The 19,866-nt window shown below is 42.9% G+C and carries 19 protein-coding genes and 1 pseudogene; 14 read left to right on the forward strand and 6 right to left on the reverse strand.

The features are described 5' to 3' along the window. The first annotated feature begins 42 nt into the window (after positions 1–42). The 3 genes from OCV19_RS19095 to OCV19_RS19105 all read left to right on the forward strand — a co-directional run bounded on the left by OCV19_RS19095 (position 43) and on the right by OCV19_RS19105 (position 3,231). Positions 43–732 (forward strand): helix-turn-helix domain-containing protein, encoded by a 690-nt coding sequence (locus tag OCV19_RS19095; RefSeq protein WP_065675426.1) that lies wholly within the window; start codon positions 43–45, stop codon positions 730–732. 255 nt (positions 733–987) lie between these two features. Then, positions 988–1,923 (forward strand): ribosome biogenesis GTPase YlqF, encoded by a 936-nt coding sequence (gene ylqF / locus OCV19_RS19100; protein WP_029405588.1) that lies wholly within the window; start codon positions 988–990, stop codon positions 1,921–1,923. A 282-nt stretch (positions 1,924–2,205) separates the two neighbouring features. Continuing rightward, on the forward strand, positions 2,206–3,231 hold the full coding sequence (locus tag OCV19_RS19105; RefSeq protein WP_164091088.1) for a GGDEF domain-containing protein: 1,026 nt from the start codon (positions 2,206–2,208) through the stop codon (positions 3,229–3,231). 168 nt (positions 3,232–3,399) lie between these two features. On the opposite strand, the gene OCV19_RS19110 is transcribed toward OCV19_RS19105, so the two are convergent. Continuing rightward, positions 3,400–3,945 carry a GNAT family N-acetyltransferase gene (locus tag OCV19_RS19110; protein WP_048613495.1) on the reverse strand — a complete coding sequence of 182 codons (546 nt, stop codon included), beginning with the start codon at positions 3,943–3,945 and terminating at the stop codon, positions 3,400–3,402. A 167-nt stretch (positions 3,946–4,112) separates the two neighbouring features. On the opposite strand from OCV19_RS19110, the gene OCV19_RS19115 reads away from it, so the two are divergent. From OCV19_RS19115 to OCV19_RS19125, 3 genes and pseudogenes are all read left to right on the forward strand, one after another. Continuing rightward, positions 4,113–5,255, forward strand: a complete 1,143-nt coding sequence (locus OCV19_RS19115) for an acyl-CoA desaturase (protein WP_065675425.1) — start codon at positions 4,113–4,115, stop codon at positions 5,253–5,255. Positions 5,256–5,492: 237 nt separating this feature from the next. Beyond that, complete coding sequence (locus tag OCV19_RS19120; protein WP_065675424.1) at positions 5,493–5,783, forward strand: putative quinol monooxygenase; 291 nt, start codon at positions 5,493–5,495, stop codon at positions 5,781–5,783. A gap of 278 nt (positions 5,784–6,061) precedes the next feature. Then, positions 6,062–6,580: pseudogene (locus tag OCV19_RS19125) on the forward strand (hypothetical protein); the annotation flags it as partial. A gap of 54 nt (positions 6,581–6,634) precedes the next feature. On the opposite strand, the gene OCV19_RS19130 reads toward OCV19_RS19125, so the two are convergent. Continuing rightward, positions 6,635–7,555 (reverse strand): IS5 family transposase, encoded by a 921-nt coding sequence (locus OCV19_RS19130; RefSeq protein ID WP_065675423.1) that lies wholly within the window; start codon positions 7,553–7,555, stop codon positions 6,635–6,637. 63 nt (positions 7,556–7,618) lie between these two features. Here OCV19_RS19130 and OCV19_RS19135 point away from each other — a divergent pair, with 63 nt between their 5' ends. Next, the gene (locus OCV19_RS19135) at positions 7,619–8,086 is read left to right on the forward strand and encodes a hypothetical protein (protein ID WP_065675422.1); all 468 of its coding nucleotides are present in this window, start codon (positions 7,619–7,621) and stop codon (positions 8,084–8,086) included. Between the two features lie 462 nt (positions 8,087–8,548). Further along, positions 8,549–9,916 carry an anaerobic C4-dicarboxylate transporter DcuC gene (gene dcuC, locus OCV19_RS19140; protein WP_029405584.1) on the forward strand — a complete coding sequence of 456 codons (1,368 nt, stop codon included), beginning with the start codon at positions 8,549–8,551 and terminating at the stop codon, positions 9,914–9,916. 170 nt (positions 9,917–10,086) lie between these two features. Here dcuC and OCV19_RS19145 read toward each other — a convergent pair whose 3' ends face one another. Continuing rightward, positions 10,087–10,719 carry a response regulator gene (locus OCV19_RS19145; RefSeq protein WP_008219279.1) on the reverse strand — a complete coding sequence of 211 codons (633 nt, stop codon included), beginning with the start codon at positions 10,717–10,719 and terminating at the stop codon, positions 10,087–10,089. Further along, positions 10,706–12,436 carry a nitrate/nitrite two-component system sensor histidine kinase NarQ gene (gene narQ, locus OCV19_RS19150; RefSeq protein ID WP_065675421.1) on the reverse strand — a complete coding sequence of 577 codons (1,731 nt, stop codon included), beginning with the start codon at positions 12,434–12,436 and terminating at the stop codon, positions 10,706–10,708. The genes OCV19_RS19145 and narQ overlap by 14 nt, the downstream gene beginning before the upstream one ends. 253 nt (positions 12,437–12,689) lie before the next feature. On the opposite strand from narQ, the gene napF reads away from it, so the two are divergent. The 6 genes from napF (at position 12,690) to OCV19_RS19180 (ending at position 17,331) form a co-directional block, all read left to right on the forward strand. Next, on the forward strand, positions 12,690–13,169 hold the full coding sequence (napF, locus tag OCV19_RS19155) for a ferredoxin-type protein NapF (RefSeq protein ID WP_048606369.1): 480 nt from the start codon (positions 12,690–12,692) through the stop codon (positions 13,167–13,169). 23 nt (positions 13,170–13,192) lie between these two features. Then, complete coding sequence (locus OCV19_RS19160; protein WP_019824440.1) at positions 13,193–13,498, forward strand: chaperone NapD; 306 nt, start codon at positions 13,193–13,195, stop codon at positions 13,496–13,498. Then, entirely contained in the window at positions 13,495–15,984 is a 2,490-nt protein-coding gene (gene napA, locus OCV19_RS19165; protein ID WP_065675420.1) for a periplasmic nitrate reductase subunit alpha, read from the forward strand. Before OCV19_RS19160 ends, napA begins: the two co-directional genes overlap by 4 nt. A gap of 125 nt (positions 15,985–16,109) precedes the next feature. Beyond that, a complete protein-coding gene (locus OCV19_RS19170) occupies positions 16,110–16,571 on the forward strand; it encodes a nitrate reductase cytochrome c-type subunit (protein WP_017062614.1) in 462 nt (153 codons plus the stop codon). Between the two features lie 29 nt (positions 16,572–16,600). Beyond that, entirely contained in the window at positions 16,601–17,182 is a 582-nt protein-coding gene (locus tag OCV19_RS19175; protein ID WP_009845456.1) for a NapC/NirT family cytochrome c, read from the forward strand. An 11-nt stretch (positions 17,183–17,193) separates the two neighbouring features. Next, the gene (locus OCV19_RS19180) at positions 17,194–17,331 is read left to right on the forward strand and encodes a TIGR02808 family protein (protein ID WP_065675419.1); all 138 of its coding nucleotides are present in this window, start codon (positions 17,194–17,196) and stop codon (positions 17,329–17,331) included. Between the two features lie 175 nt (positions 17,332–17,506). Here the strand turns inward: OCV19_RS19180 and phaC are convergent, their stop codons facing one another. After that, positions 17,507–19,333: a class I poly(R)-hydroxyalkanoic acid synthase gene (gene phaC, locus OCV19_RS19185; RefSeq protein ID WP_065675418.1), complete on the reverse strand. Its 1,827-nt coding sequence runs from the start codon at positions 19,331–19,333 to the stop codon at positions 17,507–17,509. Positions 19,334–19,408: 75 nt separating this feature from the next. After that, on the reverse strand, positions 19,409–19,756 hold the full coding sequence (locus OCV19_RS19190; RefSeq protein WP_048613546.1) for a phasin family protein: 348 nt from the start codon (positions 19,754–19,756) through the stop codon (positions 19,409–19,411). Positions 19,757–19,866 lie beyond the last annotated feature (110 nt).

Here is a 19,866-nt window from a genome sequence, read left to right on the forward strand (position 1 = left end):
GTCATAGAATCAAAACTTGATTTACCAGGCTCGGGATAAGTTATGCATAGAAATAATTTAAAGCACATGCTCCTAATTGGTGACAACGGTATTAACAACCAGTTTATTCAGCGCGAAATAGAAAAATACAGTGATTTTTCTTTTAGCAGAGAATGTATGACAAGCATTGGCCGCTCGAGTAACCGTAAGACTTTCGATGTCATCCTTATTAGCTACTTACTATTAGCAAATATCGAAGATATCAATATCATTTTATCAAAAGTAGAATCAAATAAATGGGTAGTCTACGATGTTCCTGCTGACATTACCGGACAGAGTATTACCGTAATGCAGTTATTCCACTTGTTTAATATAAAAGGAATCATCTATCAGGACGCTCCTGTTGATCACCTTACCCGTTGTCTAAAAACAGTGTGTGACGACGATTTGTGGCTACCGAGAAAGTTAATGTCACATATTCTATCTAATAGACACGATTACACTTTCAAGTCAAAAGTAATACTATCTAGCCTTACGAAAAGAGAAGTTCAAATATTTAAGCGCGTGATTAGAGGAGATTCAAATTCAGAAATTTCAAACGAACTATTTATTTCAGAAAGTACGGTAAAGACGCACGTATACAATATATATAAAAAAATAAATGTCACAAACCGCAAAGAAGCGATAAGAAAAGCATATTTTATCAATAGTTTAGAGACTATTATACAACCTGATATGAAGCTCAAGGTATAACCACAATACAAAGATAATAGTAAATTAGAGTTACCAACAAGCACTATGGCAGTTGAGGAAAGTCCCCTTTCAAAGCTTGGTGCAAGTTTCCCGTGAACAAATTTCTGCTCTGAGATCCAACAACTGCGCATCAACAAGTCGCCTATACTTCAAGCAAACTTACTGAGCTCATTGAAGGTCGGGATAGATATACCTTTACACGTATCATCCAACCCTTACAATGTGCAGCAAATATATTTATCAAGGTTTATCTCTATGTCTATTCAATGGTTTCCGGGTCACATGCATAAAGCCCGCAAAGAAATCGAAGAAGTTATCCCACAAGTTGATGTGATCATCGAAGTACTGGACGCTCGTATCCCGTTCAGTAGTGAAAACCCAATGATCTCTTCACTGCGCGGCGATAAGCCTTGTGTAAAAGTGCTGAACAAGCGTGACCTTGCAGATCCAGAACTGACTCAACGTTGGATTGAACACTTCGAGAAAGAGCAAGGCGTTAAAGCGATTGCGATTACGACTAGCGTAAAAGAAGAAGTTAACCACGTTATGGAGCTGGTACGTAAACTGGCACCGCACCGTGAACAGATGGGCAAAAACATTCGTACAATGATCATGGGCATCCCGAACGTGGGTAAATCGACCATCATCAACTGCTTGGCTGGACGTACGATTGCGGTTACTGGTAACCAACCTGCGGTAACTCGTCGCCAACAACGTATCAATCTGCAAAATGGCGTGATCCTTTCAGATACTCCAGGAATCCTTTGGCCTAAAGTAGAAAACCCACACAGTGGCTTCCGCTTGGCTGCAACAGGTGCTGTAAAAGATACAGCAATGGAATACGATGAAGTGGCATTTTACACAGTAGAGTACCTAGCAAAACAGTACCCTAACCTTTTGCAAGAGCGCTACCAAATTGAAGAGCTGCCTGAGTCTGACATCGAGCTGATGGAAGCGATTGGCCGTAAGCGTGGTGCACTTCGTGCCGGTGGTCATATCGACATTCACAAATGTTCAGAAATCCTGCTTCACGAATTGCGTAATGGCACTTTAGGTAAGGTAACGCTTGAGTTGCCAGAAATGATCACACAAGAGCTGATCGAAGTTGAAGAAGCGGCTGCGCTGAAAGCCGAACAACAGATCAAGAAAAAAGAAGAGCGTCGTAAGCGTTATTTGAAGAACAAGCGTTAATCGCGATTAGTTTTTATAATCTGCTTTAATTTCTGTTTACCACTCTTACACCAGCCTCTAGATATTCACGCTCTATCGATAATAGAGCGTGAATATTGCCCGCTACCGTTTGTTGATCTAGCTAACATACTGACAAATCTATAGAAATGGTCGTTTACAATCCCAAAGACTGTGACATACTACGCAAATTATTGTGTATCAATCTCGGCTAATTTCTCAATGCGCTCTTATTCTGGGTTCAAGAATCAAAGATTTAAAACCTATTTCGATAATGAAATTTATTTGCCGTACATAAATTTCATCTACATCCCTATCTCAATATTCTGTGCTTTTATCGTCACCGACTACATCCACTTTGGTAGCGAGTGCATTACGCCTATCATTTTCCGAGTCATACTTTTTTTATTGATGATGGCCGCCGCCAGATACTGTATTACAAACAAACCCAACGTATTGGAACTCGTAGAAAGTGCCTTCCTTGTAATTAGCTCACTTTTCTTGGTCTATGTCGGTCGACTAGCCATCGAGCTGAACAACTTCGATTACCAAGGTGGGATCATTTTAGTGATGATCTACATTGGTACGTTTTCAAGATTGTCAGCCAGATACAGTATATCTACGCTGTCGTTTATCTTTTTGGCTTATCTCATCGGCCTTGCGCCACTGCTTTATGAAGTGGAGCCAGAGCATGAAATAGAAACAATTTCCGTTTATATTTCGGCTTACATCCTGATCTCAGCGGCTTGTATAAGACGTGACTTGGAAGTACACAAGCGTTTCGCTCAATCCGAGCAACTGCGCAAACAAGCGATTCAGCTTCGCAAGCAATCTAATATGTTCGAGGCCCTTTCCTATCAAGACGCACTAACGGGCTGCTACAACCGCCTTTATCTTCATCAGGTGATAGAACCGAGCATAGACCGTCAGCGATCCATTACATCGATCATGATAGATATTGATCATTTCAAATCGATTAACGACACCTACGGCCATCAAATGGGTGACATGGTGATTAAAGAACTGGCCGATGAGATTCAAAAACGACTACCGACTAGCAGTAACTGCTTTCGATACGGCGGTGAAGAGTTTTTGGTGCTGGTCCAAGGAGAAACCGAGGCTTCAATTGAATCGCTGGTTAATGCCCTTTTAGAATCCCCTACTCGCCTTAGATTAGAAGTAACAATTTCAATCGGTGTGAAACATGCCCCTCAAGCCCTTGGTTCTGTCGAGCAGCTTATCGACGACGCTGACCAAGCACTCTACATTTCGAAGAAAGGCGGTAGGAATAAGATCACATGGTGTGATTAGTCGGCCAATATTTCACGCTCCTTCGAGAATCATTAAAACGACCACAGATCCAAAGACAAAAGCCCCGAGCAACTTAATACTCAGGGCTTTTGTCTTTGTTCTTCTGCTTTAAATTAGCTTCGTTAAGAACCTGCTACTCAGCAAATAAAAAGTACTCACAAGAATCGACTAAGAATACACGACGCTTGCTGTTTTCTGTTCAAGTTCAACGGGAGAGTTCCAAGAAATCACTTTCTCGTTCACTTGGCTGCCGCATGGCGCGTTCCAAACTTGCTCTAGTTCTTCTTTACCACCAATCGCTTCATAAAAAGCTATCGCTTGATGGTTCTCAGACATCACCTCTAAGTAGAGCCCTGAGTCCGAATAGTATTGCTGCAACCACTTCGATAATTCAGACAACAGACGCTTGCCTACACCTCGACCGCGATAATTATTGTCTACGTGTAACGCATCAATGAACGTGCCACGCTCAAAGTTGTGATTACCAAACGCGCAGACGAAACCAACCAGTAAACCACCTTCTTCAAGCAATAAAACATGTTGGTTGAAAGGAGGATTAATCAAACGAGTCTGCCAAATAACAGATCTGTCCTCCAAAACATCATTTTCTAAGTAATCATCAGCAAGAATGCCACGGTAATATAGCTTCCAGCTATCCGCGTGTAATTGGGCAATCCGCTCATAATCTTTATATTCAGCTACCTTAATTTCCATTTATTAGCCCTTAGTACTTCCATTTATGACTTGCTACTACATTTCACACTACCTTTATACAATATTTAAGCAAAACATACTAATACACGTTTACACTTTCAATATTGACTTACACGTGTACGCTGATATTCTAGCGCACAGATGTAAGCCCAATTGGAAATTTGCTAATGAATAGTGCCGACAAACAATCTACAAGAAAGCCGCCATTAATCTGGCTCAATATTTTTGTGTTCTCTTTTAGTATGCTGCTTGCTGTTGTAGCTGCTCCCGTTTATGGCTACTTTTTTGGCTATGGCATGGAGCACTGGATATGGCTAGCAATCTGCTTTACGTTCTGTAACCTTTCAATCACGACGGGTTATCACCGCTTATGGTCACACAAAGCGTTTGAAGCGCATTCAAGCCTAAGATTCCTGTTTGCTTTAGGTGGCGCATTTGCCCTGCAGAACAGCGCGCTACACTGGTCTTCTGATCACCGTGTCCATCATAAGCATGTCGATAACAACAACAAAGACCCATACTCTGCAAAACGTGGGTTTTGGTACTCACACATTGGCTGGATGATTCGTAATTACAGCACTTCAATGTACGAAAACTACGAAAACTGCCGTGACCTTAAAAAAGACAAGATTGTTATGTGGCAGCACAAACACTATGTTCTGTTGGCATTACTAATGAACTTCGGTGTTCCTATCGCTTTAGGTGTTATTTACGGTGACGTAATTGGCATGTTGTTAATCGTAGGCGCTGTTCGTTTGGTACTTAATCACCACACAACATTCTTCATTAACTCTCTTGCTCACATCTGGGGTAGCCAACCTTTTACCGATAAAAACACGGCCCGTGATAACGGTGTGTTAGCGGTTCTTACTTTTGGCGAAGGCTACCATAACTTCCACCACATCTTTGAGAACGACTACCGTAACGGCATCTACTGGTGGCAATACGATCCAACAAAGTGGCTGATCAAGAGTGCTTCGTTGATGGGGCTGGCAAGTAAGCTTAAGAAAACCCCTCAAGCTCGTATTGAGAAAGCTGAAGCGTCAATGTTACTTAAACGCACCCAGCAAAAAATCATGCATCGTGCCGACAAGCAACAAATCGCAGAGAAGCTTCAACAAGAGTTTGATGCTCTAGTATCAAACATGAACGAGTATTACGAAGTTAAAAAGCAGCTACTTGAAAGTAAGCGCGAAGACGTTGTGAAGAAGTACGAACATTCAGTTCTTAAGGTTCGTTATCAGCAAATCAAGATGAACTTTGAACAACAGAAGAAAAATTGGGCAATGACGGTTGAGCAATACGCTTAAGGTAAAACAGTACGCTTAACACCCCAGTAACAACACAGTTTGATTCTTATTCAAAAGCCCTCATATTGCTATGAGGGCTTTTTTAATAAGCTTGACCGCTTGCCCTTGGCTTTATGCTCTCGAGTTTGAATTGTGGATGGTAAGAACCATAGTTATTGGATTTCAGAACTCTTTCTTCATTCTGAATTTATACTTATATTACTTGAACTTATCGAGTTTAAAGCCGAGGAATTGAAAATGAGCAAACTGACTATTATTGCAACGATCGTCTCTAAAGAAGACAAAACTGAGCTTGTAAAAGCTGAGATGATTAAATTGATCGATAAAACCCGTGTTGAAGACGGCTGTATTAACTACGATCTGCACCAAGACAACAGTAACCCTGCTCACTTCATTTTTCATGAGAACTGGGAGTCTGAAGCTCATCTAGAGAAACACTTAGCGAGCCAACACATCGCCGAGTACATGGCTGCGACTGAAGGTTGTATTGAAACCTTTGTGCTTAATAAAATGACGCACATTGCTTAACCAGTCACTCAGTACTTATTCAATAAAAACCCTGCTCTGATCGCAGGGTTTCGTTTTTCTTACGTGTTAGGTTTTTTAGAGCTCATTAAATTCCTTTCTCTCCGCGCTATTTATACTCCTTAAACAACCAGAAACGAGACTCTCCACTGCCCAAATATTCCTAAACCAATATCAAGTAACCTCACGAAAGATCATTCACATTCATTTAAATACTGTTCGCGCGCTTTGACCATAAACTAAGCGCCAAATTACAAGAAAAACAGTCGGCAGGAATGTAGATGAATACCAAACAACTTGAGGACGCGGTAAGCGAAGTGAGCTTATTCAATCAGCACCTCCACTTAATCCAATCCGTGCATACCATTCCAACCCCAAAAATGAATTGGGAGTCGATTGCGATGGAACCTGCGCCGGCAATACCAACGGTCCGATTCGATCATAAAGTCAAAGCCATGGAAGCACTCGATGAGTATAAGCCTAACTGGCTAGATATGCTGTTGGGCAGCAAGTCGAAGTTGTACACCCTCACCAACAATATTGAGCGTGCCGCCGAACAAGACATCGAACAATACAAAAATGAGTTTATAAGTTGGGTTCAACACTACAGCTACTGGGCCAAAGGTAATCAGTTGTCGAAAGGCGTTTTGAATAACGATAGCGAATCAAAGCTGTCTGCCCTTTCTGAAGCTCAGCAGAACTCGATTAACGCCGCGGTAGTCGACACTAAGCTGATTAACCATAACTTCAATACCTATAAAAATGGTCACCTGCTAGAAATCAATATTCAGGTTAATAAGGGCTTTGTTGCGTAATTAAGTTTAGAGATAGAGCCACCCCGTTTCGCGTATTTCTTAGTCAATACGACAAGTTTCAGGCATACCTAACCCAGTAAGCTTGTTCAACGCTTTTATCATCGCGTAAGTTTCACCCACCTGGGCATTGTAATTTCTTAAGCTCAGTTTCCCTCCTAGCAACTGTTTAACTCGATACATCGCTGTTTCTGAGAGTGAACGTTTGTGGTATCCATACCGCTCTTTCCAATACTTATTTGAGCCGTATAATTTCTGGCAACCCACGGCGAGATTTCGAGGGTGACCACGCTCCCAGAAGGCTGCCCCTTCTCTTGGGGGAATAAGCGCAATGGCTCCCTTAATCTTAATAGCAGCGTGACACGCTCTCGTGTCGTAAGCGCCATCACCAGACACCTCAAGGATACTTCGGCGTGTTTGTTTCAGTAAGTTAGGGAGCACTTCTCCATCTGTAACCCTCGATAAACTTAGCTCGGCGGCAATGATCTCATGAGTGTTGGTATCGACGGCAATATGAAGCTTTCGCCAGACTCTACGCTTGCCATCCGTCCCATGTTTTTTGACTTTCCATTCACCTTCGCCATAAACCTTAAGGCCAGTAACATCAATAGCTAGGTGCTGTATCGCTCCTCTCGTTTTAGTCTTAAATGAAACCTCAACTTGCTTGGCTCTACGACTGATGCAGGTGTAATGCGGACAACTTAACGGTACATTGGCTAACCTAAATATCGAGTCGATAAATCCTTGAAGCGCTCTCAATGGCATAGAAAAAACTCGTTTCACCATGAGTGCTGTCGTGATAGCTAAGTCACTGAACCGACGCGGCCTCCCGCCCTTATTCTGTTTACTTTGCGCCCACCCGCATATTGCTTCTTCATCAATCCAAAAGGTCAGAGAGCCACGGTTAATGAGTGATTGGTTGTATTGCTTCCAGTTGGTTGTTTTGTAACGAGGCTTAGGCATAGGGCTACGAGAGAGGGTGGAGGTAGCTGATCAGATCGTAGGTTCTTGATTTAGTTCCATTGAATTACGCAACAAAGCCGCTGGGTTTCTACCTTTATTCCCAAGTCACATCTTGAAGGGCATTATTTAGCCAATACAGCATCAATTATTAACCCGTCCAATAATATGATTCATAACCAGTCTGCTATTAACATCGAGTTTAAGAAGAATGACAGTTATGACCTATTGTACGTATCGACTCAGCAAGTCGGCTTTACGTCATGGGGAGCTTACTCTGTCACTCAACACGACATCTCACTGGATGAGAACCAACACCAACAAATCATCCCGAATCGCGAGTTGTCGTTTTACGAAAAGGTGATGATAAGTGAAGGGTCTACCCTATCTTCTGACGCCATGCCTTACATTCCATTGAATAGAGAAGAGTTTTTACTCATTACTCGCTATGGGATGATTCATTTTTGTAAGAAGGTTATCTGTTCTGAGCTGCCAACGTATTCAAATGACACTCCTGACGTTGATATAAACTAAACTCGCTCGCTATTTTTAAACCTAATTATATTTGAGTGCCAACTTGTGTTTTAGCGCTTACTTATGGGAAATAAGTAGGCGTTAAACATAAGTAACCTTTAAATGTAAGTAAGCTTAAAAGCTAAGATTCTCACCTCTTTACTCCGATAAATACCCAGTTCGTTACACGTTCCCTTCCAAAGTACAAAAAACACTCACGATTTATAAAACAACACCACCATATGCAACTAGAACAATTAAAGGTGATCCAAGTTATATTCTAACAAGCCACAAAATTTGTTTATTAACATCTAAACAACAGTAGTTAATCACGATTTACAACCACAATTAACATCGAAAAAAATGTTTGTCTTAGATCATATCAACCTCAACTATGCCTCGTGCCACAGTGCAGTTTTCTGTACATTCATTGTCATATTCTGAAACACTTTCTTATATTTTTTAAACTTTGTGGAGATTTCTATGTTAGAGCTCTTGATCGGATTAGTGATTACTATTGCTGTTGGTTACTTTATTGTAAAAGGCTATAAAGCGGCGGGTGTATTACTAACTGCTGGCCTTGCCCTACTTCTTATCACCGGCCTTATTGGTCACACAGTCTTACCAGCTAAAATCGCTTCAACAGGTAACATGGTTACCGACTCACTAGAATTTGTTAAGTACATGCTTCAATACCGCGGGGGCGGCCTAGGCATGCAAATCATGCTTCTTTGTGGTTTTGCTTCTTACATGACGCACATTGGCGCTAACAACGTGGTAGTGAAGCAGTTCTCTAAACCACTTGCTGCGATCAAATCTCCCTATGTACTTCTTGTTGCGGCTTACATCGTAGCGTGTCTGATGTCTCTAGCAGTAAGTTCTGCAACGGGTCTTGGTGTGCTATTGATGGCAACCCTATTCCCAATGATGACGGCAATGGGTATTTCTCGCCCAGCGGCAGTTGCAGTTTGTGCATCACCTGCAGCCATCATTCTTTCACCAACCTCTGGTGATGTGGTTATCGCGGCAGAAAAATCAGGCATGTCTCTTGATGTGTTTGCTGTGCAAACGGTACTGCCTGTTTCTATCTGTGCGATCATCGTGATGGCGGGTGCGGCTTTCTTCTGGAACAAATACCTAGATAAGAAAGAAAACACACCAATGGAAAAAGTAGACGTTTCTGAAATCGAAACAACGGCGCCGGCTTTCTACGCTGCACTTCCATTCCTACCTATCATCGGCGTTTTCCTATTCAACGGTCGTACGATTCCAGGGCTGTCACTTGATATCTACACTATTGTGGTCGGTTCTATCTTCGTGGGCGCAGTTATCGATTACGTTGTTAAGAAGTTTGACGGCGAGAAAACACTAGAAGATCTAGACTCTTGCTACCAAGGCATGGCTGACGCGTTCAAAGGCGTGGTAATGCTGTTGGTTGCGGCGGGCGTATTTGCTCAAGGTCTAATGTCTATCGGTGCAATTGATAACCTAATCGGTCTTGCTGAATCTGCAGGCGCAGGTGGCATTGCATTGATGCTTATCCTGACGGGTCTAACGGTGGCTGCTGCCATCGCGACAGGTTCTGGTAACGCGCCATTCTATGCATTCGTAGAACTAGCTCCATCATTAGCGGCGAAAATGGGCTTGAACCCAGCGTTCCTAATCATCCCAATGCTTCAAGCATCGAACCTAGGCCGTACTATTTCACCAGTATCTGGTGTAATTGTTGCGACATCTGGTATGGGTAAAATCAGCCCATTTGAAGTCGTAAAACGTACTTCTGTACCCGTAATTTGTGGTCTTATTACGGTTATCTTCGGTACTCTTGTTCTAGTGCCAATGGCAGCTTAATTCTCAGTAAAACAGATATGATAATCTAGATATAAAATGCGTAAACAAAAAGGCGCTGAACCTAATAAGTTCAGCGCCTTTTTTAATATCACTTTCTCAATATAGTTAAAACTATCGAGATATGTATAAACAGTCAGGCTTGAAATAGTGTTATCTCAAAGAAACAAGCCCTACTTCATTTCACCATAGCGTTCTAGATACAGAACCGTTGCAGCGGTACGGGAAGGCACCTGCAGCTTTTTCAACAAGCTTTTCATATGTACCTTAACTGTCGATTCAGAAATAAACAGGTGATCGGCGATCTGCTTATTGCGGTAACCTTTCGCGACTTCTTGAAGGATTTGCATTTCGCGTTCAGTCAGTTGGTCGAAGATATCATTGCGGCTACCAGCGTCATTTAAGTAACGAGCAACCACACTGCTGTAAGCCTTGTCACCGCTGTGTGCTTGCTTTAGCAGTTCAATTAACTCATCGGGTTCTGTGTCTTTCAACAAGTAGCCATCAGCGCCTGCTTTTACAATCGCTTCAATGTCTGCAGGGCTATCAGAAACCGTTAGAATAACGATGTTAGCGCTTGAGCCATCAGTACGAAGTGCTTTCAGCGTATCAAGTCCAGACATGCCTTTCATATTAAGATCCAATAGGATCAAGTCAGGTTCTTCTTCATGGGCAAGAGCGACTGCTTCAGTACCGTTACTTGCTTCTGCAATCACTTCGAATTCATCTTCAAAGCTCAGTAATTGGCTTATACCTCTGCGCATCAATGGATGATCATCAACCAGCATTACTTTACAAATCGTCAACTTTAACTTCCTTCAAACTTTTATATTTCAATATGACTGTACAGCCTTCACCTTGAGCCGCTTCAATCGATAAGTCGCCATTCAGTCTTGCCGCACGCTCCTGCATAATGCTCATCCCGTAGTGGTTCATCTTAGAACTACTTGAGTCAAAGCCATCTCCATTATCTTTAATCACGACGAATACTTCACCTTCCTCATCGATACAGCATACATCTATCAAGTCGGCATTGGCGTGTTTTATTGCGTTTATTGTTGCTTCACGAATCAATTGAAGCAAATGAACCTGACTGTGTGCATCAAGCTCTATGGATGAAAGATTATTGGTTAGGTTAATCTTTGCATCTGTTCTTTCACTGAGCTCTTCAAGCATGGTGCTTAAAGCATCTCCGAAGTTGCCCTCTTTTATGGTCAACCTAAAGGTTGTGAGCAACTCTCGTAATTGAGTATAGGCATCCGCTAAACCGTTGCCGATTTCCGACGCTATTTGTTCAGATTGCTCTCGGTGCTGTTGTTCTGGCAATTTGCCAATCACACGCTTCAACAACGTCACTTGGATTTTCAGATACGACAGTGATTGAGCCAATGAATCGTGAAGTTCACGCGCAATCGTTGCACGCTCTTCCATTATAATAAGCTGTTCTGCTTTCTTCTGCGCGCGATTATAATAGATCGCTCGTGATAACAGTTGGATAAAGCTCTCAATCAGCGTCTTGGTTGAATGACCATGATGATATGAACAATATAAATAGCCCAAGATAAGCTCGTTATCATCCAACTTCATTTCAAACTTTTCATAGTCCAAGTTCGAATCATACCCTTCGTCCATAATCAATGAACGACCCGAACTATCAGCTATCTCAAGCCTTAACGACTCTATTCCTTCTAGACTGACCAGGTGTTGCAGAATAGCTCGGAAGTTTTCTGGCGCGATACGTGTAACCGTGAGCTCTTGTGAAGAGTGATAAAGCGCCTGCAAAGATTGGTTGGCGTTTTGCAACTCGACCGTCTTAGCGTCGACAACTGACTCAAGGTTTCGATAGAGCACGCCCAAATCTTTGGCCATCGAGTTAAACGTCTTAGTCAGAATACCCAGTTCATTGTTATTCGTGACCTTTAATTCCACCTCAAAGTCACTGTTTTTGATCCGCTGGCTGGCACCAACGAGCGCATGGAGTGGCTTAACAACTTGTTTACGTACAAAGTGAACAACAAAAAGAGATATGACCAGAATTCCACCAAGGCCGATCCCACCAGCCCACGCTAACTTTATTAACTTGTCTTCAGAGAACTCTTGTAGCTTATAAACGAAGCCATCGATTTCAGCCACGAAGTTTTCAACCAACACGAGATAATGATCGCGCTCTTCGCTATTTAAGACCTGTTTCAGTTCATGCCAACGGCCGATAATTAAATAGTAATCTTCTGTGATGTCTGTCGGAACATTCCAACTGACCAAATTAGTCATGGATGGCGAGTAAAGAGAACTTTCGAATTCACGAATATGAGATTCGTAATCGACGGATTCTATTTGAATATCATGGGCTAAACGGTAGCTTTGCATTCGCATTGAACCCGCCACGTTAACCGCTTCCGCATCATTCAAACTTGAAGCCAAAGTAAAGATGGCAAAGCCAGTCGTAGCAACCGACAACAGCAGTATAGAGAGCAAAGATTTTGCTATCGTACTTGTTACAGATGAAACCGGTTTTATAAGCAAAAGTGCCTTCCTATTGATAAATGACTTGCCAGCGATATCGTATTGTCACACATCAAAAATCATAGCTCCATTCAATATGTGATCACTCGCTCCGCAATTTATTGATCTAAGACAATATATACCCCTAATTAGCCCTTAGGGGGTATTTATACAATTGTTTCTAAAACTACACTACTTATGAGGACAAATTACAAGATATTAATAGAATAATGACCTACAATTACAACATCTTAGCAACATCTATAGGTATCTAGTGGTAGATCTATCAAAACGCCGTCTTTTTTCAAGACGAAAAGTTGACTCAAGCCAGATTCGTTTACCTTGGATTAACAGCCTAGAAAGCTTTACAGATGACTGTACTCGCTGCGGTAAATGCATCGAGAGTTGTGAGACTAAGATAATCATTGTAGGCGATGGTGGTTTTCCCACTGTAGATTTCTCTATTGATGAGTGTACGTTCTGCTATCAATGTGCAGATGTTTGTCCCGAACCCATTTTTAAGCCAAAGCAAGGAGAGCCTTGGCAAGCAAAAGCACAAATCTCTGATAAGTGTTTAGCGCAACAAAATGTTGAATGCCGAAGCTGTGGTGACATGTGTGAACCTATGGCCATTCAATTTCAACTTAGAGCAGGCAGTGTTGCTCTACCAAAAATCAAGTTAGATGAGTGTAGCGGTTGTGGCGCCTGCGTAGCAGTTTGCCCTACTTCAGCTATTCTTGTGAGTAATGCATAAAACAAAAATAACGAGAGCAATTTATGGCACTAAATGAAGTGCATATATCAAGTTTAGTCGTGCATGTGAGCCCAGAGCATCTAGACGAGATCAAAGCACAAATCGAACAGTTCGATAATGCAGAGATTTACGGTAGTAGCCCTGAAGGCAAAATCATAGTGGTCCTAGAAACCGAAAACCAAGGTTTTGTAACGGATACCATCGAAGAAATTAATAATATTACGAACGTTTTAGGGACAGCTTTGGTTTATCACCAAATCGAAACTGGACTGGACGAAACGGATTTAGAAACTGGAAGCAACAATTCTCAACTTGAGGGTGAAGTATGAAAATGACAAGACGTGCGTTTGTGAAAGCAAACGCAGCTGCATCAGCGGCAGCCGTTGCAGGTGTAACTCTACCGGCAACAGCAACCAACCTGATTGCTAGCTCTGATCAAACAAAAATCACGTGGGATAAAGCGCCTTGTCGTTTTTGTGGTACGGGCTGTTCAGTACTAGTAGGTACTCAAAACGGTAAAGTGGTTGCGACTCAAGGCGATCCAGAAGCTCCTGTAAACAAAGGCCTTAACTGTATTAAAGGCTACTTCCTTTCAAAAATCATGTACGGTAAAGACCGTCTTGAGACTCCTCTACTTCGTATGAAAGACGGTGAGTTCCATAAAGATGGTGATTTCGCACCTGTATCTTGGGACAAAGCTTTCGATGTAATGGCTGAGAAATGGAAAGCATCTCTTAAGAAGAACGGTCCAACAGGTGTTGGTATGTTCGGTTCAGGCCAATGGACAGTAATGGAAGGCTACGCAGCCGTTAAGATGATGAAAGCGGGTTTCCGTTCAAACAACATCGATCCAAACGCTCGTCACTGTATGGCTTCAGCGGTAGGCGCATTCATGCGTACTTTCGGTATCGATGAGCCAATGGGTTGTTACGATGACTTTGAACACGCAGACGCATTCGTACTGTGGGGTTCAAACATGGCAGAAATGCACCCAGTACTATGGACTCGTATTACAGACCGTCGTCTAAGCCACCCACACGTTAAAGTAAACGTACTGTCTACTTACTACCACCGTTCTTTCGAGCTTGCAGACACAGGTTACATCTTCGAACCTCAATCAGATCTAGCAATTGCTAACTTCATTGCTAACTACATCATTCAAAACGATGCAGTTAACTGGGACTTCGTGAACAAACACACGAACTTCAAGCAAGCAACGACAGACATCGGTTACGGCCTTCGTGACGATGATCCACTACAGAAAGCAGCAGCAAACCCTAACTCAGGTGAAATGACTGCTATCTCTTTCGAAGACTACAAAGCGTCTGTTGCTGAGTACACCGTTGAGAAAGCGTCTGAAATGTCAGGTGTATCTCAAGATGACCTTATCAAGCTGGCTAAGCAATATGCCGATCCAAACATCAAAGTAATGTCACTTTGGACTATGGGTATGAACCAACATACTCGTGGCGTATGGATGAACAGCCTTGTGTACAACATCCACCTTCTAACAGGTAAGATTTCTACTCCAGGTAACAGCCCATTCTCACTAACTGGCCAACCATCTGCGTGTGGTACAGCTCGTGAAGTTGGTACGTTCTCTCACCGTCTACCGGCAGATATGGTTGTTGCTAACCCTAAACACCGTAAGATTGCAGAAGACATCTGGAAACTTCCAGAAGGCACTATCCCTGCTAAACCAGGTGCTCACGCTGTTGTTCAAGACCGCATGCTTAAAGACGGTAAGATCAACGCTTACTGGGTAATGTGTAACAACAACATGCAAGCTGGTCCAAACATCAACACTGAACGTCTGCCAGGTTACCGTAACCCAGATAACTTCATTGTATGTTCTGACCCGTACCCAACGGCAACAGCTCAAGCGGCTGACCTTATCCTTCCAACAGCAATGTGGATCGAGAAAGAAGGTGCTTACGGTAACGCAGAGCGTCGTACACAAGCATGGTACCAACAAGTGAAAACCGTAGGTGAAGCTAAGTCTGATCTATGGCAAATCATGGAATTCTCTAAGCGCTTCACTATTGAAGAAGTTTGGGGTGAAGAACTGGTTGCGAAAATGCCTGAGTACCGTGGCAAAACCATGTACGACGTGCTTTACAAAAACGGCAATGTTGATGCATTCCCACTGTCTGAAGCTCAAGAGCTTAACGACGACGCACAAGCTCAAGGTTTCTACGTTCAAAAAGGTCTATTCGAAGAATACGCAGCCTTTGGTCGCGGCCACGGTCACGATTTAGCACCATACGATCGCTACCACCAAGTTCGTGGTCTACGTTGGCCTGTTGTTGACGGTAAAGAGACACTATGGCGCTTTAAAGAAGGTTCAGATCCATACGCTAAGAAAGGTTCTGATTGGGACTTCTACGGCAAGCCAGATGGTAAAGCACTGATCATCAATGCACCATACGAAGCGCCACCTGAAGTACCAAACGATGAATACGATATGTGGCTATGTACTGGTCGTGTTCTTGAGCACTGGCACACAGGTACTATGACTCGTCGTGTACCAGAACTTTACAAAGCAGTACCGGATGCACTTTGTTACATCCACCCTGCTGATGCTAAAGCTCGTGGTCTTCGCCGTGGTGATGAAGTTCTTATCGAAAACAAACGTGGCGAAGTACGTGTTCGTGTTGAAACTCGTGGTCGTAACCGTCCACCACAAGGCTTGGTATTCGTACCATTCTTTGATGCAAGAATTCTGATCAACAAGTTGATCTTGGATGCAACGGATCCTCTGTCTAAACAGACGGATTACAAGAAGTGTCCAGTTAAGATCACTAAGGTCGCTTAAGGACAATATGTTCTTACCACTTAGCTCGTAGATCTGACGTATTTAATATTGCGACTGCTTTTTTCGTTACTTTTTGAAAGAAGTAGTCCACTCAAAGAATTAGCCTTTAGGCGGAGAAATTAACCATGAAAAAACTGATTACTGCCCTACTATCAGCTGGTCTTTTGCTAGCTGGTGCAGTTCAAGCTGAAGCTGAGCTGGATAACCCAGGCGGCATTGGTGGCGTAGAATCTCTACGTGGTGCAAGTGAACTTGAAGCAACTCGCGCAGCAGATGACTTCAAAAAGTTCCCTCGTGACCAAGTACTTGAGAGTGACTACGTATACCAACCACCTCTAGTGCCTCATACTATTCGTAGCTATGAAGTTTCTCTTAACGCTAACAAGTGTCTTTCTTGCCACAGCTGGAAAAACGCAAAAGAAATGGGTGCTACTAAAGTGAGTGTAACTCACTACATGAACCGCGAAGATGCGGTACTTGCAGACGTATCACCTCGTCGTTACTTCTGTCTACAGTGTCACGTACCTCAAGCTAATGCTAAGCCACTAGTTGAGAACGAGTTCAAACCTGTAGATTCACTGCGTTAATCGTAGCCGGACTGTAAGAGAGGCTATATATGATAAAATTACTTAAAGCGTTTTGGAAAAGACTCGCGACACCAAGTAAAGCAGCCGTAGGCGTTGTTTTATTCTTGGGTTTCTCGGGTGGTCTTTTGTTCTGGGGTGCATTCAACACGGGTATGGAGGCAACCAACACGGAAGAATTCTGTTCTGGCTGTCACGCACCTATCGTTGCTGAAATCCAAGAGACAATTCACTACTCTAACCGTTCTGGTGTTCGTGCTATCTGTTCAGACTGTCACGTACCTCATGAATGGACTGATAAAATTGTTCGTAAGGTTCAAGCATCTAAAGAGCTATACGCACACTTTATTGCGAAAACCATCAATACTGAAGAAAAGTTCAAAGCACGTCGTGCTCACCTAGCGGAACGCGAATGGGCTCGATTGAAAAAGAACGATTCACTTGAGTGTCGTAACTGTCACCAGTTCGATTACATGGACTTCTCAGAGCAGAGCCCTCGTAGTGCGAAACAACACTCGACTGCGCTAGCTTCTGGTGAAAAAACGTGTGTAGACTGTCACAAAGGTATTGCACACAAACTACCAGACATGCACGGCGTTGAAGGCTGGCAATAAGGAGCGATTGAATGAGTACTTTAGAAAGCGTAATTTGGCACATCCTAGGTTACAGCGCTATGCCAGTTATCATTCTTGGCGGCTTCGCAGGTGTTGCAGCCGTATCTCTTTGGCTTTTATCTATGACTAAAGACAAAGAAGTCGATTAGAAATCGAAATTGCTTCAACTTAGGCCAATTATCTTTGGGATGAGTTGATACTAAAAAGCCACTGATTTCAGTGGCTTTTTTATTATCTGGCGTTTCTGTTTACTGCTAGGGGGATGATGAAACCTTAGTAAAGCGACATCGCAGCTAATATAAAGAAAGCCTTATATAACAAAATCTAAGCTTCGTTTTTCGGAGCTTCTGTGTCAGCAGGCTCTTTATCGACAGCTTCTGTATCAACAATCGGCAGTACCTGTTTTACATAGTTGCCTGGCGCTTTGCCTATCACAGGATTAAGCTCTGAACCTTGATTGAAAGGTTCGACTTTTTCGTCAGTTTCAAAACCTTGTAGCCACTGATTCCAGTGTGTCCACCAAGACCCCTCATTATGAGTCGCATTAGTTAGCCACTCATCCGCCGAGTCGTCTAGGTTGTCATTCAGCCAGAACCCGTACTTCTTCTTATCTGGATGGTTAACAATACCCGCAATATGACCAGATTCACCAAGCACGAACGTCTTGTTGCCACCAGTATTCAAGGCACCACGGTAAGTCCCCTGCCAAAGCGCGATATGATCTTCTTTAGCTGAAATGAAGTAGCTTGGTATTTTTATCTTATTGAGATCAATCCAAACACCGCCCACTTTCACACCTTTGTCTTGAACCAGTTTGTTTTCAAGATAAAGCTCTCGCAGCAAGAAGTTATGACACTTGGCCGCCACGTTTGTGCTGTCACTGTTCCAGTAGAGAAGATCAAACTCCATCGGGCTGCTGCCTTTGAGGTAATTATCAATGTAGTAGTTCCAGTACAGGCTGTTTTCGCGAAGCAAACTGAACGTCACGCTCAATGAGCGACCATCCATATAGCCTTTGCCATCGTTCTGCTTCTCAATCGCGTTAATGATCGTTTCGTTGATATACGCACCCACCTCACCCGGCTGCGAGAAATCCAACAAGGTGGTAAAGAAGGTCGCGGTTTTAATACGTTTCTTCATGCGTTTTGCAGCGTAGTAAGCCACCGTAGAAGCCAACACCGTACCGCCAATACAGTAACCCGCCGCGTTGATTTGCTCTTTACCTGTGATGTCTTCAATCGCAGCAACGGCTTTAACCACGCCTTCAGTGACATAGTCACCAAACTCAGTGTCTTTCTGCGCTTCACCTGGGTTGCGCCAAGACATCATGAATACGCTATGTCCTTGCTCAAGTAACCAGCGCACCATCGAGTTCTTCTCACGAAGATCAAGAATGTAGTACTTATTGATGAACGGAGGAACGATCAACAAAGGTGTAGCGTTAACCTGAGGTGTCTTTGGGTAGTATTGAATAAGCTCAAACAGCTCGTTTTGAAAGACAACATCACCTTCCGTGTTCGCAACATCAACACCTAATCGGAAGGCGTTATTGTTGGTCATGCGGATCTTGAGTATATCGGCGCTTGCTTCAACGTCAGCTTGTAACTGCTTTAACCCATCGAGAAGGTTTTCACCATTTCGCTCAAGCGTCAGTTTCATCAACTCTGGATTCGTTGCAATAAAGTTACTTGGAGAAAGTGCATTGATTGCCTGACGAGAAAAGAACGCCACTCGCTCTTTGGTTTTTTCGTCAATACCTTCGATCGAGTTGATGGTGTCGATATAGCTTTTACTGAACAACAAATAGGATTGTTTGATAAAGCTGTAGAACGGGTCGTTTTTCCACGCTTCATCAATAAAGCGCTTGTCGCTGCGGTCTTCTGAGATAACACTCTCGGTGTTGCCCATCAGCGCGGCATTCTGCCAGATCTTAAGTTGCTGTTCCCACCATTGAGATTGTAACTGAAGCAGAACGGCGGGTTGGTTGGCGGCTTGCTCGAAGATTTTTGATGCATCATCAAAGTTCAATTCTTGCATCGCTTGGTTTAGGGGAGATTGCGCGGCTTCCTTGTTTTGTTCAAAGCTTTCCCACCATTGCTGGTTCGTTTGTTGAAGTTTAACAAGGTAGTCCGAAAAGAAGTGTTGAAACATAACATGACTCCAATAATCGGAAAATCGCCACCGAGCCTCACAGTAAAAACTGCGCTAACTCGATGGCGATTAAATTTATGCAGGTGTAACTGTTTTCAAGTTTTCAGTTGTTAGTGTTTCAACATCTTCTTTGAACTCTTTTGCAGCAGCTTGCATTTTTGAGCTATCACTCATCATCTGTTGAGACAGTTGAGTTAGCGCTGCTAGTTGCTGGCTGTTGAACGCCGTTAGGCTAGTCACGTCTTTGATTTCAGTCACTGCTTTCATTTGTGCAAGACCCATGTCCGTGTAAGTCTGCATTGCATTCATTTGCAGTTCAGTCATCGTTTGGACGTTCTTTGCAACCAACTTGTTGAACTTTAAGTACGGTTCAAATTGCTTTTCAGTTTGGTCAGTAATTGTTTTGAAAATATCCGTGTACATAAGTAACTCCTGATGAATACATAGTTTAATAAATTTGTGTCACTATCGTTTCAGCCAACGCTCATCGATTAACTCACGATGCTTTGAAAAGCTGATCCGATATTTAAGCT

It is taken from the genome of Vibrio celticus (assembly GCF_024347335.1).
Lineage (GTDB): Bacteria > Pseudomonadota > Gammaproteobacteria > Enterobacterales > Vibrionaceae > Vibrio > Vibrio celticus.

What these genes read in the sequence shown, in the direction of transcription:
- OCV19_RS19095 (WP_065675426.1), top strand. Translation starts at nt 43, where the DNA reads ATGCATAGAAATAATTTAAAGCACATGCTCCTAATTGGTGACAACGGT.
- ylqF (WP_029405588.1), top strand. Translation starts at nt 988, where the DNA reads ATGTCTATTCAATGGTTTCCGGGTCACATGCATAAAGCCCGCAAAGAA.
- OCV19_RS19110 (WP_048613495.1), bottom strand. Translation starts at nt 3,945, where the DNA reads ATGGAAATTAAGGTAGCTGAATATAAAGATTATGAGCGGATTGCCCAA.
- OCV19_RS19115 (WP_065675425.1), top strand. Translation starts at nt 4,113, where the DNA reads ATGAATAGTGCCGACAAACAATCTACAAGAAAGCCGCCATTAATCTGG.
- OCV19_RS19120 (WP_065675424.1), top strand. Translation starts at nt 5,493, where the DNA reads ATGAGCAAACTGACTATTATTGCAACGATCGTCTCTAAAGAAGACAAA.
- OCV19_RS19130 (WP_065675423.1), bottom strand. Translation starts at nt 7,555, where the DNA reads ATGCCTAAGCCTCGTTACAAAACAACCAACTGGAAGCAATACAACCAA.
- dcuC (WP_029405584.1), top strand. Translation starts at nt 8,549, where the DNA reads ATGTTAGAGCTCTTGATCGGATTAGTGATTACTATTGCTGTTGGTTAC.
- OCV19_RS19160 (WP_019824440.1), top strand. Translation starts at nt 13,193, where the DNA reads ATGGCACTAAATGAAGTGCATATATCAAGTTTAGTCGTGCATGTGAGC.
- napA (WP_065675420.1), top strand. Translation starts at nt 13,495, where the DNA reads ATGAAAATGACAAGACGTGCGTTTGTGAAAGCAAACGCAGCTGCATCA.
- OCV19_RS19170 (WP_017062614.1), top strand. Translation starts at nt 16,110, where the DNA reads ATGAAAAAACTGATTACTGCCCTACTATCAGCTGGTCTTTTGCTAGCT.
- OCV19_RS19175 (WP_009845456.1), top strand. Translation starts at nt 16,601, where the DNA reads ATGATAAAATTACTTAAAGCGTTTTGGAAAAGACTCGCGACACCAAGT.
- OCV19_RS19180 (WP_065675419.1), top strand. Translation starts at nt 17,194, where the DNA reads ATGAGTACTTTAGAAAGCGTAATTTGGCACATCCTAGGTTACAGCGCT.
- phaC (WP_065675418.1), bottom strand. Translation starts at nt 19,333, where the DNA reads ATGTTTCAACACTTCTTTTCGGACTACCTTGTTAAACTTCAACAAACG.
- OCV19_RS19190 (WP_048613546.1), bottom strand. Translation starts at nt 19,756, where the DNA reads ATGTACACGGATATTTTCAAAACAATTACTGACCAAACTGAAAAGCAA.